This is a genomic window from Alphaproteobacteria bacterium, from assembly GCA_040218575.1.
Classification (GTDB): domain Bacteria; phylum Pseudomonadota; class Alphaproteobacteria; order JAVJRE01; family JAVJRE01; genus JAVJRE01.
On sequence record JAVJRE010000001.1, the window covers coordinates 219,436 to 235,487 of the forward strand.

A 16,052-nucleotide genomic window follows, 5' to 3' on the forward strand; every position below is an offset into this window, starting at 1 on the left:
TCGTTGGCGCCACCGAAAAGTAAACCAGGCGGCCCCCGGCGCCGGTCAGACCGTCTGGTTAGGCGGTCCGTTGCCGGCGCTGTCCGCGGGCTCGCCGGGATCACTGACGGCGTCGAGACTGTCGCCTGACGATTCATCAACCGCCAGCCGCCAGGCCGCCACATCGCCGGTGCGGCCGCGCAGGCTTTGCGCGCCGAGAGCATTGAAGCTGATCCCCCGCTGGCCGCTGTGGCGCCAGGCTGTGACGACAGCCTGGCTGACCAGAACGACCACCGCTTCGCTGGTCTGCACGTGATCGCGGCCCAGCGCTTCCAGCCGCTGCGCGATGTTCACCGTATCGCCGACCAGGGTGTAGTTGACGCGGCCGGGCGCGCCGATATTGCCGACGACGGCGCGGCCACTGTGCAGGCCGATGCGCAGGCGCAGAGCGGTCCCGCCTTGCTGTTGGCGGCTACGGTTGTCGGCCTCGACGCTGTCGCGGATCGCCTTTGCCGCGCGCAGGGCGCGGACCACATGGTCGGGCTGGTCGTCGGGCGCACCCCAGAAAGCCATCAGCGAATCACCGATATACTTGTCGATGGTGCCGCCTTCGGAGTCGATGCAGGTGGCGAGGGTGGTGAAATGATCGTTCAGCAGGGCGGCGGTCTGGTCCGCCGACAACTGTTCCGCCAGCTTGGTAAAACCGACAATATCGGTGAACAGGACCGTCACCTCGCGTTCTTCCGACGGGGCCGGCGCGTCGCCGCTGCGGGCGAGCAGCCGCATGACCAGCCGGCGCGGCACATAGGTTTCAAACATGGTCAGGCCGCGCAGCATGGCGCGGAAGGCGGCGGCGGCCTCGTCGGTTTCGCGGAACCAACTGCGGCCGGGCGGGTTTACGGAGGTGAAGTCCAGCGCGCTGAGGGATCGCGAGGCGCCGGCCAGCCGGCGGACCGGCCGTGTCACGGCACGGGACATGGTGACCGCCAGAAGGATCGCGATCAGGGCGACGATGCCGCCGCCAATGGCGCTTTCGATCAGGCGGCGGACTTCCTCGGTCTGCACGGTGGCGGGGAAATAGACGCCGGCGTGCAGGGACTGGCCGCCCAGGTCGCCGATACGGGTGACGAACAGGATGGTATTGACCCCGCCTTCGCCGGGCACGAATAGCGCGTGGTAGTTTTCGGGCAGGCCAAGCAGGCTGTCCACATTGGGCGGCCCGTCGGCCCGGGCTGGTCCCAGCGGCAGGCGGGCCACATTGGCCAGCGCCTGGTCGTTGAGGTCCGCCACATAGGGCACCGGCCGGATCAGCGAGCGTTCCGGTCGCGCCCTAGAGAAATCCGGATAGGCCAACAGGCGTTCCTGGTTGTAGAGCAGGAAGGCGCGGCCGCCGAGCTCGCCCGATATTTCGCCCATGAAACGCGACAGCGCCGCGGTGGGCACGACGACGGCGACCATGCCGAGAAAAACGCCATCGCGCCAAACCGGCGCGCGCGCATTGACCCCGGCATCGTCTACCTGCGGCAGATAGACCACCGATCCGAAGAAGACATCACGCTGCTGGCGCGCCCGGACCTGGGCCAGCGCCAGGTCTGCGCTCGGCCGGTCGATCTGGTCCGGCGGCAGGGCTATGGGCAGCGGGTTCTGGCGGGTGCGCGAAACACCTATGGGCTCGCCCTCGACCGGAAACCAGACGGCCCCCAGCAGTTGTGGCGCGGCGGCCAGGCTGCCGGCCAGGACATTCTGAAAACGCGCCGGGTCCCCAACGGGATCGACGGCGCCGCTGACGATCAGGTCGCGGATATAGGTGGCGCTGTCCTGGGCCGGAGCCAGATAGGCATTGGTCTGGCGGCTCACCGAATCGAGCAGCAGCACGGCCTTGTCCGCCAGAAGATCGCGGGTGCTTTCAGCCGCACTGTCCAGCGTGATCCATAAGGAGAGACCAGTGGCCCCACCCACCAGCAATCCAAAGACCAAGGCCAGGACCAGACCCAGGGGCGGTCGCCAACTGAGCCGGTCTGACGATGGCCCGGGGGTCTCGGCCGCCGCCGACGGGTCATCGGTCATGGTGCTTCCACTACCGTCTTATAGAGTTGGCCGGCGACCAGGGTCTGATTGGCGCCGAGACCGTTGAGGGTGCGAAAGCGGTCAGATGTGAAATCGTCGAACGGCATGGCCGCCGCCAGCCGGTCCACCGTGTCGCCGGCAACGGCCGTGCGGACCGCCAGGCGCAGGGGGCGGATGGCGGCGGCTTCGGCCTGGCTCAGGCGGCGGAAGCTGGTGACGGTGTCCCGCGCACCGGCCTGCATGGCGCGGGCCTTATCGCTCGGCAGAAGATGGAGAAAGCGATAGATGCGGTCGGCCGCGCCGCGAATGGCCGCAAGGTGGACGACGAACCGGCGGCCACCGGAAGTTGCCGATGCGCCGGCGGTCGCGGCGTCCAGCCCGTCTATGGTCAGGCCTTGCAGATCTGTCATGGGAATGTCCCGCCCCCACACGGCGCGCAGATAGTTGACCATGGACCCGTCATAGGGTCCGGGCGCCAGATCGAAGATGAGACGGGCTCCGTCAGGATGCAGGGCCTGTACGGTGTCACGTCCGTTAATCAGACGGTAGCCGCGCGGCACGGTGAAGCGGAAGCGCAGCGCCGGGTGAGAGAAGGTGAGGCCGCGGGCGACGCCTTCCGCCGGGTCATCGCCATAGAGCATGCGGTCCATCTGGCCCAGAAAGACATCCCGGTGGCGGGTCGGCCGGGCGGCGGTGAAGGCCCGCGCCTCGACAATCGCCGCCGACACCCGATCCTGGGTGCGCGGGTGGCTGGCGAAGAAGTCGAAGCCGTCAGCGCCATCCTGGCCCAGCAGCTTGCTTTCCAGCGCGCTGTGCGCGCCCAGCCTGGCGAGGAAGCTGCTCATGGCGTTGGGGTCATAGCCGGCCTTGGCCAGATAACGCACCCCCAGCATGTCGGCTTCCAGCTCGTTCTCTCGGGAGAAGCCGGCGAGATAGGCGCCGGCGCCGATATCGGCTGCCCGCGACACCTCGGCCGAACCGACGACGATGCCAAGCACGGCGCCGAGGCCGCCGGCGAGCACCGCCTGGCTGTAGCGCTGGGCGCTGTGACGGGCCACCACGTGCCCCAGCTCGTGGCCGATGACGCCGGCCAGCTCCGCTTCGTCACCGGCCAGGGCCATCAGCCCGCGGGTGGCATAGACATAGCCACCGGGCAGGGCGAAGGCGTTGACGATGGGCGAGTTGAGCAGGGTGAAGGTGTAGGTGGCGTCGGGGGTTTCGGTCTGCCGGCCGAGGGTGCCGCCGATGCGGGCCAGATAGAAATCGCGCCCGCCTTCACTGTAAACGCCGCCGAACTCGTCGAGAATCCGCGGGTGTTCCTGGGCGCCGATCTCAGCCTCGTCGGCGCGGGACATGAGGCCGGTAAAGGTGGAGCGGCCGGTGGCCGGATTGGTCGAGCAGCCGGCGAGGAAGCTCAGCGTCGGCGCGGTCAGGACGGCGCCGGTATAACCAAGGAAGCGGCGGCGGGCGAGGCACTGCATGACGGGACTCCGGTGACGGGGCAGGACGGGCGCTCGGGCCTGACCGTGACTATAGGCCGGCCGGGCGGTCAGCGTCGCCGGCGATTGGGGCCTCAGGGTGGCAGGATCTCCAGCGCCGCGGCATGGTCCAGTTCCAGTTGCGGGCCATTGCGTGAGGCCAGCCAGCCGCGGGCCCGGACCCGGCGGCCGGCCAGGCTGTCGAGGGCGATGCCGGCGGCGGCAAAGCGGCGGACCTCGGCCGGACCGACCGTGATGGTGAAGTCGGTGCGCCAGTCCGGCCCGAAGTTGAGGAAGGCGCGGCCGCGCACTACCGCCGCGTCCAGCACGGTCCCTTCCACCAGGGCGAAATCGCCAATGCGGTCGCCGGTCTCCGGCGGCGTCAGAACGGCGTAGGCGTCGAGCCGCCACATGGCCTGGCCCGTGTTGCGGGCCGCCCTTTCCAACGCCAGCATGTGAGCGGCGAGGGTGGTATTGTCGGCAAAGGTGTAGACCCGGGCGAGGCCGGCGGCGAGCATGGCGCCCTGTAGCCACAGACCGTCGTCGCGCACCACATGCGCCAGCACCCGCTGGTGCCGGTCCACCGCCACGCCGCCGGCATAGAGGGTGACCGGGCGATCCAGGACCAGGCCGGCCAGATGATCGCGGGCCGCGCCGGCCAGCGGCCAGTCGCTCAGATGGGCGCGGCCGAGCGCCAGTTTCGGCGCCTGAATCCCCACCAGGCGCACGACGCGGCCGTCGGCCAGCGCAAGCGTGTCGCCGTCGGTCACGGCCACGACGACGCCACCGGCCAGCGGCGTCAGGGCCTGACCCGCCGGGTCCGCGCCGGGCAGCGACTGGGCGGTGGCGTTGGTCGCGCCGATCACGCCGGTGGCCAGAATCATCAAGAGGGCCGTGGCCAGCCGGTGCACGCCGCCGCCGGAACGCCCGGTCACGGCCGGGCCGCCGCGACTGTATCGTCGCTTGTGCCGTGTTTATGCTGAGCGGGCCGCGGACGGCAACGGGAGCGACCACCATGGCCGAACAGAGTCTCTATCCGGAAATCGAACCCTACGACCAGGGTATGCTGGACGTGGGCGATGGCCACACCATGTACTGGGAGGCGTCGGGCAACCCGGCGGGCCAGCCGGTGGTGTTCGTGCATGGCGGTCCGGGCGGCGGCACGGCGCCGGTGCATCGCCGCTTCTTTGATCCCGATCATTATCGCATCGTCCTGTTCGACCAGCGCGGCGCCGGCAAGTCGGCGCCGCTGGGCGGGCTGCACAACAATACGACGCCGCACCTGATCGCCGACATGGAGCGGCTGCGCAGCCATCTGGCCATCGACCGCTGGCACGTGTTCGGCGGCTCGTGGGGTTCGACCCTGGCCATCGCCTATGGTCAGGCCCATGCGGCGCGGGTGGTGTCGCTGGTGCTGCGCGGCATTTTCCTGTGCCGGCCAAGCGAGATTCACTGGTTCCTCTACGGCATGCAGCATATCTATCCCGAGGCATGGCGAGACTTCGCCGGCTTTATACCAGAGGCGGAGCGGGGTGACCTGCTCACCGCCTATTCACGCCGTCTCAACGACGCCGACCCGGCGGTGCACATGCCGGCGGCCAAGAGCTGGAGCCGCTATGAAGGGGCCTGCTCCACCCTGCTGCCGAGCCCGGAGACGGTGGCCAATTTCGAAGGCGAGGTGATGGCGCTGGGCCTGGCCCGTATCGAGGCGCACTATTTTACCCATCACATCTTCCTGCCGGCGGACTCGCTGCTGGCCAATGTAGGCCGCATCCGCGCCATCCCGGCGGTGATCGTGCAGGGGCGCTATGACGTGGTGTGCCCGATCACCACCGCCGACGAACTGCACCGGGCATGGCCGGAGGCGGACTATGTGGTGGTGCCGGACGCCGGCCATTCGGCCATGGAGCCGGGAATCCGGTCGGAACTGGTGCGGGCGACCGACCGCTTCCGGGCGCTGGCGGCGGGGCAGGCGGCGGAGTAGCCGGCACACAGGCGGCGGCCGTTTCGCGGGGCGCGGCCTTTCGTCGATGCGGCTGCTTGTTTGTGCCGGGGCGCTGTTGCCCTATGATCCGCCGGCCGCCGGCATGGTGATGGCGGCGGTGAAACGGGGAGCGGGAAACAGACCATGCAGGTCGCAAACATGATGGGCGCAGAGCGCTGGCCGGCCGTGCTGGGCGGGCTGCTGGTGGTGGCCTGGCTGATGGCCGGGCCGGGCATGGCGCGGGCCGACGACCTGGCCGACGATCCGGCCTTCTTTTCCGTCGGTCTTGGCTATTACGACATCAACGACACGCAGGATGCGGCTGATCTCCGGTTCGAGTTCCGCGCCGCGCCGAAGCTGCTGGGCTTTCTCAAGCCCTGGGCCGGGCTGGAGGTGACCAGCGATTCAGCGGTCTATGGGGTGGCCGGCGTGCTGACCGACATTTATTTCGGCAATCGCTGGGTGGTGACGCCGCAGTTCGGCGCCGGCCTCTACGCCGACGGTTCCGGCAAGGATCTGGGCCATGTGGTGGAGTTCCGCAGCCAGCTCGAGCTGGCCTATCGCCTGGCCGACCGCTCGCGCATCGGCCTGGCCATCAGCCATATCTCCAACGCCGGGCTGGACGATTCAAATCAGGGGACGGAGATCCTGTCACTCTACTATCACATCCCCTTCACCAGCCTGATCGACCAGTATTAGGGGTTCCGTCCGCGGCCGCCGCGGTCCGGCAGAGAGCCGGCCGGCCAGCCGTTCGCCGGACTCGGCAGGGCACAATCCCACGGCGAGTTGCGCTATGGTGCGGCCCACGGCCTCGTAGCTCAGGCGGATAGAGCACCGGTTTCCTAAACCGGGTGTCGCAGGTTCGAGTCCTGCCGGGGCCGCCACTCGCTCACGAAGGCAGGCACTCCGTCGCCCGGATACCGCCGATGCCGCGCGCCGCGGTGTTCGTGATCTATGTCATGCCGGGCTTCGGCCAGGATGAGCCATTGTTGTGGCCGCTGTAGTGGTCGCTGTGGCCGCACGGGAGCGACGGCGCTTTAGTGCAGGCCGATGCCTGCCCGCCGCCGCGAGATAAGCAGGGAGACATGCCATGAGCCGCGCATTCGTCCGCGAGCAGGACGGCGACCAGGTCCATGAAGACCTGGAGGACCTGCCGCTTTCGCCCCACCCCAATCATGTGACCCGGCGCGGCCTGCGTCTGCTGCGTGAATGGCGCGACCGGCTGGCGGGCGAGCGTCACGGGCTGGAGGCCATGGCGGAAGGTGAGCGCAGCGAGGGCGACAAGCTGCGCCTGGCCCATGTGAAGCGCGACCTGCGCTATGTGACGGCGCGGCTGGACAGCGCCCTGCCGGCCGACCTGCCGCGCGAACCGCACGACCAGGTGGCCTTCGGCGCCACAGTGGAGGTGGCAACGGAAGAGGGCGCACACCAGACCTGGCGCATCGTCGGCGAGGACGAGGCCGACCCGGACAACCATCTGGTGAGCTGGGTATCGCCGCTGGCCCGCGCCCTGCAGGGGGCGGCCGTGGGTGACCAGGTGATCTGGCAGCGGCCGTCCGGCGATGCGCGCCTGGCCGTCGTGGCCATCCGCTACAGCGATCCGGACTAGAGCCGGCCACCCGCCGCAGAGGCGCCGGGATCAGTCGGCCGCCTCTTGCGCCGGCGGCTGGCGCAACCATTGCTCGAAGGCGGCCATGAAGGCGCGCACGTCCGTGCGCGTCGCGTCGTCGGTCAGGCGGCCGGCGTCGTCGAACCTGTCGGCCGATCCGGCGACGCCAAGCACCGGCGTCTCCATGACCCGGCCGAAGCGGGCGGAGACGAGGAACTCGCGCAGGCGCGGCTGCATGCGGGCGGTGGCGCCACGGCCGCTGGTCGCCCCCATGATGGCCGCGGGCTTGGCCGCGACCGGCGGCTCCGGCGGCCGTGACAGCCAGTCCACCGCGTTTTTCGCCACCGCGCTCATGAAGCCGTTGTTTTCCGGCGAGGCGATGAGTACCGCGTCCGCTGCCCGCACGGCCTCGCGCAAGGCATGGACCGGTGCGGCGAAACCGCCAGCCTCCAGATCATAGTTGTACATGGGCAGTGCCGTCAGGTCGTAGAGCGTGACGATGAGGCCGGCCGGCGCCTCTTCCGCCGCCGCCTGCAGCAGGCCGCGGTTATAGGAAGCGCGGCGCAGGCTGCCGGCGAAGGCCAGTACGTGCAGCGGCCCGGACCGCGAAGCGGCCCCCGGAACAGACGTGTCGGACATGTGGATTTCCCCTGTTGCGTGCGGCCATGGCGCCGCCGGCATTGCAGGGAAGTGGTCCGGCCGGCCGGCCGGTCAAGGGCGACCGGCCGGTTGCGTCGGGCGGTAACGCGGTTGTGTGGCCGCGACCGGATACGCCTAGAAGAAACGCAGGGTCTGGCCGACCTTTTGCGCCCGCGCCTTCTCCAGATACTTGTAGCCCATGGCGATGTCGGAGGTGGGGATGCCGCGATGCCAGAACAGTGTTGTCTCGTCGTCGCTCTGGCGGCCCGGTTTGACGCCGCCGGCGATCTCGCCCATTTCCGCATAGAGCGTCTTTTCGGTCAGGATGTCGGCATTGACGTGGGCGCGCAGCGCCCCCAGCTCGTTGCCGCCGCCCTTCCTGCACTGGCCCCAATCGTCCACCACCACCTTGTCCATCTTGTCCAGCAGGCGGATGTCGCAGGCCGACTGGCTGCCGAAGGGGCAGACAAAGGCGCCCTTTTTGATCCAGTCGGAATTGAGCAGCGGCTCGGGCTTGCGCAGGCGCGATGCCTCCACAACGATGTCGGCGCCCTCGACGCAGTCCTGCCAGTTGTCGGTGACGATGATGTCCTTGCCCAGGTCCTGACGCAGACGCTCGGCGAAAGCCTCGCGGCTTTCCTTACGCTCCGAGTGGACGCGGATTTCGTCGAAATCATACATGTGGTCGAGCAGGCGCACGTCCCAGTAGGACACGCCGCGGGCGCCGATGTGCCCCAGAATCTTCGAGTTCTTGCGGGCCAGATATTTGGCGCCGATGGCCGTCACCGCTCCGGTGCGGATGAAGGTCATCTCAGTGGCGTCCATGAAGGCGACGGGCTCGCCGGTCTGGCGGTTGAAGAGCTGCAGGGTGGCGATCTCGCACGGCAGGTCCACCTCGTAGTTCTGGCGGTAGGTGGCGACCACCTTGATGCCGGTGATGTCCCAAGGCTTGATGACGCCGCGCAGCACGTTGTAGCGGCCGGACGGGTCCTTGCTGTCGGGATAGAGATGGACGCGCGGCTCGATCACCGTCTCGCCGCGGCCCTGGAAGGCCAGGCTTTCCTCCACCACCTGCAACACCTCGTCTTCCGACAGGGCCAGCGCCTCCATGTCCTGGTGGCTGAGATAGGTGAAGTGGATGGGTTTTGTGCCCGGCTCCATGGCGGTTCCTTTCCTCTATGTCCTGGTGTGCGGTCCGGCGCGGCCGGCGTGGCGGATGATCGGGTGTCTGTGAAAGGCGTACGGCAAATCCTATTGCGCCCGCCGGCCCCGGTCGAGGCGCCGCGCCGCACGGCATCCGGGCGACTGTGGAACGGGTTCAGCCGGCCGGTCCGCCGATTCCTTCCATGGGCAGCCAGAGATTGTGCTTCACCGCCTCTTCCCGCGCCTCGCCATAGCCGGCGTCGGCCTGGCGCATGACCCCGGTGCCGGGGTCGTTGGTGAGTGAAAGCTCGATGGCGCGGGCCGCTTCCGGCGTACCGTCACAGACGATGGCCATGCCCGCGTGCTGCGAATAGCCGATGCCGACGCCGCCGCCGGCCTGAATGGACACCCAGGTGGCACCGGACGCCGTATTCATCAGCGCGTTGAGCATGGGCCAGTCGGCCACCGCATCGCTGCCGTCGGGCATTTTCTCGGTCTCGCGGTTGGGGCTGGCAACGCTGCCCGCATCCATCTGGTCGCGGCCGATGACCACCGGCGCCTCCAGCTCGCCGCTGGCCACCATGTCGTTGAAGGCGAGGCCGATTCTGGCCCGTTCCATGCCGACCCAGCAGATGCGCGCCGGCAAACCCTGAAAGCGAACCCGTTCCGCCGCCATGTCGAGCCAGCGGTGCAGCGCCGCGTCGTCCGGGATCAGTTCCTTGACCTTGGCGTCGGTCTTGTAGATGTCCTCCGGATTGCCTGACAGGGCGGTCCAGCGGAAGGGCCCCTTGCCGCGGGCGAAGAGCGGCCGGATGTACTGGCCGATGGCGCCGGGATAGGAGAAGGCGTCAGCGACCCCTTCATCCTGGGCCATCTGGCGGATGTTGTTGCCATATTCGAAGGTCGGCACACCGGCTTTGGCCAGCTCAATGGCGGCCCGCACGTAGACCGCCATGCTCTTCTTCGCCGCCGCCGTGACGACGGCCGGGTCGGATTGCTGGCGCGCCTCCCAGTCCTGCACTGTCCAGCCGGCCGGCAGATAGCCGGTGGAGGGATCGTGCGCGCTGGTCTGGTCGGTCAGCAGGTCGGGGCGCTCGCCGCGCCGCACCAGCTCCGGCAGCACCTCCGCCACATTGCCCAGCAGGCCGACGCTGAGGGGCGCCTTGCGGGCGACCGCGTCCTTGACCAGGGCCAGGGCTTCGTCCAGCGAGTCGGTCATGCGGTCGAGAAAGCCTTCCTTGACCCGCCGCTCGATGCGGCTCTGCCGGCACTCCACCGCCAGCATGACCGCGCCGGCCATGGTCGCGGCCAGCGGTTGCGCCCCGCCCATGCCGCCGAGCCCGCCGGTAAAGATCCAGCGCCCGGCCAGGCTGCCGCCATAGTGCTGACGCGCCGCCTCGACGAAGGTGTTGTAGGTACCCTGGATGATGCCCTGGCTGCCGATATAGATCCACGAGCCGGCGGTCATCTGGCCGTACATCATAAGGCCTTTGCGGTCGAGCTCGTTGAACACTTCCCAGCTCTGCCAGCGGCCCACCAGATTGGCATTGGCGATGAGCACCTTCGGCGCGCCGGGCAGGGCGCGGAAGACGCCGACCGGCTTGCCCGACTGGACCAGCAGGGTCTCGCCGGGGCCGAGCTTTTTCATGGTTTCGACCATGACGTCGAAACACTCCCAGTTGCGCGCCGCCTTGCCCTTGCCGCCATAGACCACCAGGTCTTCCGGCCGCTCCGCCACATCGGGATCGAGATTGTTCATGAGCATGCGCATGGCCGCTTCCGCCTGCCAGTCGCGGCAGGTCAAGGTGGAGCCGCGTGGCGCGCGAACGGTACGGGCGTTGTGGGTGGTGGCCATGGCAATCCTCGGCGGGCTGGGTCCGGTTATGCAGTGTTGCCACAGTGTGAGCGAGGGCGCGGTGGTCGGAAAGATGGCGCGGCGTAGACGGTATAAGGAAAAGGCCCGGACCAGGGGTCCGGGCCACGGCCTCGCCAGGCCGGTCCGTTGCCTGACGCGGCGCAATCAGCCGGCGATGGCACCGCCGTCGTCGCGCGTGATGACCACCGTGGAAGAGCGCGGATAGCCTCTACCGGGACCGTCGGGCCAGGTGCTGGTGACCTGCCCGGCGGCGAACTGCTCCGCTGTCGTCGTGGCACCGGGATGCTGCACGTTGATGAACATCGTGCGACGGTCCGGCGTCATGGTGACGCCGGTGATCTCCTGCCCCACCGGGCCGGTGAGGAAGCGACGGACCTCTCCGGTCCGGGGATCGGCGGCCAGCATCTGGTTGTTGCCGAATACCTCGTTGGGCCCTTCATTCTGGCTGCTTTCGCCAATGTCGGTCTGGATCCACAGACGGCCGCGGGAGTCGAACCACAGACCGTCAGGCGAAGCGAGAATGGAGTCGTCGCCCAGCGCCCTGCCATTTGCATCGCGGCTGTTCTTCGCATCGCCGGCGATAAGGAAGATGTCCCACACGAATGTACGGCTGGCCTGGTCGCTGTCGGACGGCATCCAGCGGATGATGTGGCCGAAGGGATTGCCGGCGCGCGGGTTGGCGGCGTCCACCTGGGCTTCCGTGCGGCGGCTGTTGTTGGTGAGCGTGAAGTAGACTGCGCCGCTGTTCGGATCGACGGCGCCCCATTCCGGCCGGTCCATCCTGGTGGCGCCGACGAAATCCGCCGCTGTGCGGGTGTTGACCAGTACATCGGCTTGACTGGCGAAGCCGTTCTCCGCCGTCAGGCCGCCGTGGCCGAAGACCAGCGGCAGCCACTCGCCGGAGCCGTCGTCGTGGAAACGGGCGACATAGAGAGTGCCCTCGTCCAGCAGGCTGCCGTCCGCCGTGGCGGGATCGTAGGGCCGGGCGCTGACGAACTTGTAGATATACTCGAAACGCGCATCATCGCCGGAGTAGCAGACCACCGGCCGGCCGGGGACCGCCGGCGCGAAGACCACGCCTTCATGGGCGAAGCGGCCGAGAGCCGTCCGCTTGACCGGCGTGCTGGCCGGGTCGAAGGGATCGATCTCCACCAGCCAGCCGAAGGTATTGGGCTCATTGCGGTAGTCGTTGGCAGAGGTCGGCCCGCGGCGCGAGGCGTCGAAACGGAGGAAGGCATCGTCGGCACCCTCCGCCAGTTCCCAGCCATAGCGCGAGACACCTGTGGCGACACCGTAGCGGGCGTGTTCGCGCGGGAGGTTGGGCTTCTGATCTTCCTGGTCGCCATTGCGGAAGTAGCCGGCCCAGTTTTCCTCCGCCGTCATGTATGTGTTCCACGGCGTGACGCCATGGGCACAGTTGTTGAGGGTGCCGCGGGTGCGGGTGCCGTCGGGGCTGTATTTGGTTCGTACCAGCTCGGCGCCACGCACCGGGCCTGCGAGCTCCATGGGCGTCAGACCGGTGATGCGGCGGTTGCGCGGATCGGCGACGACAGACCAGCCACCATCCGGGCCCTGACGGATGCGGACTACTGAGACGCCATGGCCGTTGATTTCTTTCAGGACCTGATTGGCGTCGCGCTGGCCTTCCACCATGGGAACGCCGTCGGAGTCGAGTGCCTGGCCGATGGCTGCGCGGTGCATGAAGCGCGGCTCTACATATTCATGGTTGAGCACCAGAAGGCCGTCGTCGGAGCTGCCGTCCCAGGGTGAGCGCCCGTCGATAGGGAAAAAGTGCATGCCGTCATGGTGGCTGCCGGTCTGCTGGGCCTGATCGGCGCCGCTGTTGGCGAGGCTGAAGGACGGCATGGCGCCGGTAATGGGTGTGCCCCAGGGAATGAGCGGCCGGGCGGAATAGCCAGGTGGCACGACGATGGTATCGTCGGTGCCGGTGGCGACGGCAGTGAAGTCCAGCAACGGGCTGGCGGCGTCAGCCCTGCCCGCCAGCAGTCCGCTGGCCAGACCGGTGTTGGGGGCGGCGCTGCCCATGAGTGCGAGAATGGCGGCGGAAAGGCCGCCGCGCATGACGTCACGCCTTTGGATGCGCGAGTCCATCACGCTCCGGAATGTACGGTTATCTGACGGATTGCTCGGCGGTTCGTCGCCATGCTCGTCAGGAATCCAGCTTGCTGGCGCATATGGGTGGCTGTCCATCTTCGGCTCCCGGCCGTGGGTGTGTGTGAATGGGCGCAAGTCTATGGCTGGCCGGTGACAGTCAAGCGACAGATCAGTGCAAGTTCTGCGAACAGGCCGCGCCGCCCATAGGCGGACAGGCAGCGGCATGGTGTAATGGATCGTGCCGTCGCCAGCCGCCAGGGGTGCTTCATGAAGTTGCGTTTCGGTCCCGCCTCCCCTTTCGTTCGCAAGGTCCTGGTGGTCGCGCATGAGACCGGCCAGATCGGCGATATTGAGCTGGTGGAGCAGGTGCAGGGTGATCCGGATGGCGTGATCGGGCCGGAGAACCCTCTCGGCAAGATTCCGGTGCTCGCTCTTGATGACGGCACGGCGATCTTCGAATCCCTGCTGATCTGCGATTGGCTGGATCACCGGGCCGGCGGCAGCATCATCCCCGCCGGCTGGGACGAACGCTTTGCCTGCCTCAGGCGTCATGCGCTGGCCAGCGGCGCGACCGACGCCGCCCTGCTGCGGGTCTATGAAGGCCGCCGGCCGGAGGGCGAACGCTCGCCGGAGACGGTGCGCCGCCAGGCCATCAAGGTGGCGCGGGCGCTGGACGCGCTGGAGCGGCAGGTGGACGATTATCCGCAAACCGCGCGCATCGATTCGATCGCGCTCGGCTGTCTGCTGGGCTATCTGGACCTGCGTTTTCCCGCTGAGAACTGGCGCGTCAGCCACGCCAGGCTGGCCGACTGGTTCAAGGCCTACGGCCAGCGTCCGGCCATGGCCGCCACCGATCCCAAAGCGATGGGCGCCTGAGGGCGATTTCCCAAACCTCCATAAGCCCCAAACCCTGTAAGCAAGGACGAGACACGCTATGAAACTCTGCTACGCCGCCGGTTCCCCCTTCGCCCGCAAAGCCATGGTGGCGGCCCATGTGCTCGGCCTCGCCGGCAAGGTGGAAACGGTAAGCTGGGACGAAGGCATGGCCTGGAATCCACTGAAGAAGGCACCCGCCATGAAGACCGACGATGGCGAGGCCATCTTCGATTCCCATGCCATTTGTGACTGGCTGAACGAGGTGGCCGGTGGCAACCGGCTGATCCCGGCCGGCGGCAAGGCGCGCCTGGCGGTGATGCGCCGCGAAGTGCTGGGCAGCGGCATCATGGAGGCGGCGGTGTCGCGCTATTACGAGCTGCGCCGGCCCGATGGCGAGAAGTCCATGGAGTGGGCGGCCCGGCAGGAGCAGAAGATTGCCGGCGCGATCGACGCGCTGGAGGCGGAGGCCGCCGCCGGGACATTGCGGGGGCTGGACGACCTGGGCGCGGTATCGGCTGCCTGCGCGCTGGAGTTTCTCGACCGGCGTTATGAGGCGTTCGACTGGCGCAAGTCCCACAAGGCGCTGGCCGCCTGGTACGGTCAGGTAAGCGCCCTGCCGGCCATCCGTGAGAGTGATCCACCCACCGACTAGGCCGCGGAATATGGCGGAATACACGCGGCCGCTGGCTTTTCTGGGGCCGGCGGCGGTTTTTTTGACTCTTCCGCCCGGGGCCGGATACTGGGGCCAACGCGACATTGAGGCGGGGGGCCGAAGCCATGGCCATTCTGGTAGGCGACAACAACAACAATACCATCACCGGCACCGGTGACGACGACCTGATCTGGGGGCTGGGCGGCAATGACCGGCTCTATGGCCTGGACGGCAATGACTGGATGTGGGGCGGCGACGGCAATGATCTGCTGGATGGTGGCGATGGCAATGACTGGCTGGACGGCGGCGATGGGGATGACCGCATTTTCGGCGGCGACGGCAACGACACCCTGATTGGCGGGCAGGGCGACGACCGGCTGGACGGCGGCAAGGGCAATGACATTGTGCTGGCTGGCGCCGGCGCCGACCGCGTGTGGGGCGGCGAGGGCGAGGATCTGATCTGGGGCGGCGACGGCAATGACATGCTGCGCGGTGGCGACGACAACGACTTCCTGGCTGGCGGTACAGGCAATGACCGGCTTTATGGCGATGCCGGACAGGACGATCTGTATGGCGAGGCGGGCGCGGACCGGCTGGAGGGCGGCAGCGGCGATGACACGCTGTGGGGTGGTGACGACGCGGACGTGCTGCTGGGCGGCGACGATCAGGACAAGCTGTATGGCGAGGCCGGCGATGATGAGATGAACGGCCAGAACGGCCATGACCAGCTCTTTGGTGGTGACGGTGCCGACAAGCTGTGGGGCGGCAGCGGTGACGACATTCTGGATGGCGGCACCGGCGCCGACGAACTGCGCGGCGGCAGCGGCAACGACACGATCGTCTTCGACGCCGCCGACACGGTGATCCTGGGCCAGGGCGGCAGCGGCGACGTGCTGGTCGGTAGCGCCGGCAATGACACCATCAATTTCAACAGCGCCGCCTTCGATCCCGCCGCCACCACCAATGGCGGCTTTGAGGCGGTGTTGCTGGGCGACGGAGATGACACGCTGTATGGCGACTGGACCGGCGGTGGCAACACCAGCCTGACCGTGGACGCCGGTGCCGGCGACGATGTGGTCAGCCTGTATGGCAACGGCCATGACGTGATCGAGGGCGGCGACGGCAATGACTGGCTGTTTTCCGGCGCCGGCAATGACATTGTGCGCGGCGGCGCCGGCGAGGACGTCCTGTACGGCCTGGAAGGCAATGACCAGATGGAAGGCGGCGCCGACTACGACTTCTACTATTTCGGTCGCGGCCACGGCACGGACACCATTCTCGACGGCGGCGGGTTCGGCAACGCGCTGTCCATGTTCGACGGCTATACCGGCAACCATGTGGAAAGCAACGAAGTGGCGTTCGTCGATCATGGCGGCGGCCAGTGGTCACTGACCTTCGTTGATCCGGTGTCCAGCCTGCCCAATGGCGATGGTAAGGTGTGGTTTCAGTCGAGCGAGATTTCCGACGTGGTGCTGTGGGGCGACAGCGGCGCGATCTATTATGAGTGGACCGGCAGCGACTATATTCTCGTCTGACGCGGCGACCGACGGCGACCGGTCACCAGCCGCTTAGCGGACGCCGTGCCGCAGCGGACGGCGCGCGCCTTGTCAGTCGCCCCCGTCAGTCACCCCCCT

At 67.9% G+C, this 16,052-nt stretch carries 13 protein-coding genes and 1 tRNA gene; 7 read left to right on the forward strand and 7 right to left on the reverse strand.

Features of this window, described 5'->3' with window-relative positions; genetic code table 11:
* Positions 1-45: 45 nt before the first annotated feature.
* The 3 genes from RIE31_01060 to RIE31_01070 form a co-directional block, all read right to left on the reverse strand.
* Complete coding sequence (locus tag RIE31_01060; protein ID MEQ8639192.1) at positions 46-2,046, reverse strand: adenylate/guanylate cyclase domain-containing protein; 2,001 nt, start codon at positions 2,044-2,046, stop codon at positions 46-48.
* Positions 2,043-3,527, reverse strand: coding sequence for a M48 family metalloprotease (locus RIE31_01065; protein MEQ8639193.1), 1,485 nt, complete (start codon positions 3,525-3,527; stop codon positions 2,043-2,045). Before RIE31_01065 ends, RIE31_01060 begins: the two co-directional genes overlap by 4 nt.
* Positions 3,528-3,619: 92 nt before the next feature.
* Positions 3,620-4,459, reverse strand: a complete 840-nt coding sequence (locus RIE31_01070) for a thermonuclease family protein (protein ID MEQ8639194.1) — start codon at positions 4,457-4,459, stop codon at positions 3,620-3,622.
* 80 nt (positions 4,460-4,539) lie between these two features.
* On the opposite strand from RIE31_01070, the gene pip reads away from it, so the two are divergent.
* The 4 genes from pip to RIE31_01090 all read left to right on the forward strand — a co-directional run bounded on the left by pip (position 4,540) and on the right by RIE31_01090 (position 7,117).
* Positions 4,540-5,508 (forward strand): prolyl aminopeptidase, encoded by a 969-nt coding sequence (pip, locus tag RIE31_01075; protein MEQ8639195.1) that lies wholly within the window; start codon positions 4,540-4,542, stop codon positions 5,506-5,508.
* A gap of 144 nt (positions 5,509-5,652) precedes the next feature.
* On the forward strand, positions 5,653-6,207 hold the full coding sequence (locus tag RIE31_01080) for an acyloxyacyl hydrolase (protein ID MEQ8639196.1): 555 nt from the start codon (positions 5,653-5,655) through the stop codon (positions 6,205-6,207).
* Between the two features lie 108 nt (positions 6,208-6,315).
* Positions 6,316-6,392 (forward strand) — tRNA-Arg (locus RIE31_01085).
* A gap of 206 nt (positions 6,393-6,598) precedes the next feature.
* The gene (locus RIE31_01090; protein ID MEQ8639197.1) at positions 6,599-7,117 is read left to right on the forward strand and encodes a GreA/GreB family elongation factor; all 519 of its coding nucleotides are present in this window, start codon (positions 6,599-6,601) and stop codon (positions 7,115-7,117) included.
* Between the two features lie 30 nt (positions 7,118-7,147).
* On the opposite strand, the gene RIE31_01095 is transcribed toward RIE31_01090, so the two are convergent.
* The 4 genes from RIE31_01095 to RIE31_01110 all read right to left on the reverse strand — a co-directional run bounded on the left by RIE31_01095 (position 7,148) and on the right by RIE31_01110 (position 12,986).
* Positions 7,148-7,756, reverse strand: a complete 609-nt coding sequence (locus RIE31_01095; GenBank protein MEQ8639198.1) for an NADPH-dependent FMN reductase — start codon at positions 7,754-7,756, stop codon at positions 7,148-7,150.
* A gap of 135 nt (positions 7,757-7,891) precedes the next feature.
* Complete coding sequence (locus RIE31_01100) at positions 7,892-8,917, reverse strand: ornithine cyclodeaminase family protein (protein ID MEQ8639199.1); 1,026 nt, start codon at positions 8,915-8,917, stop codon at positions 7,892-7,894.
* Positions 8,918-9,074: 157 nt separating this feature from the next.
* Positions 9,075-10,754, reverse strand: coding sequence for a urocanate hydratase (gene hutU, locus RIE31_01105; GenBank protein MEQ8639200.1), 1,680 nt, complete (start codon positions 10,752-10,754; stop codon positions 9,075-9,077).
* A 165-nt stretch (positions 10,755-10,919) separates the two neighbouring features.
* Entirely contained in the window at positions 10,920-12,986 is a 2,067-nt protein-coding gene (locus RIE31_01110) for a PhoX family phosphatase (protein ID MEQ8639201.1), read from the reverse strand.
* Between the two features lie 171 nt (positions 12,987-13,157).
* On the opposite strand from RIE31_01110, the gene RIE31_01115 reads away from it, so the two are divergent.
* The 3 genes from RIE31_01115 (at position 13,158) to RIE31_01125 (ending at position 15,953) form a co-directional block, all read left to right on the forward strand.
* Positions 13,158-13,766 (forward strand): glutathione S-transferase, encoded by a 609-nt coding sequence (locus RIE31_01115; GenBank protein MEQ8639202.1) that lies wholly within the window; start codon positions 13,158-13,160, stop codon positions 13,764-13,766.
* Positions 13,767-13,824: 58 nt separating this feature from the next.
* Positions 13,825-14,418, forward strand: a complete 594-nt coding sequence (locus RIE31_01120) for a glutathione S-transferase N-terminal domain-containing protein (protein MEQ8639203.1) — start codon at positions 13,825-13,827, stop codon at positions 14,416-14,418.
* Between the two features lie 125 nt (positions 14,419-14,543).
* The gene (locus RIE31_01125; protein ID MEQ8639204.1) at positions 14,544-15,953 is read left to right on the forward strand and encodes a calcium-binding protein; all 1,410 of its coding nucleotides are present in this window, start codon (positions 14,544-14,546) and stop codon (positions 15,951-15,953) included.
* The last annotated feature ends 99 nt before the right edge of the window (positions 15,954-16,052 follow it).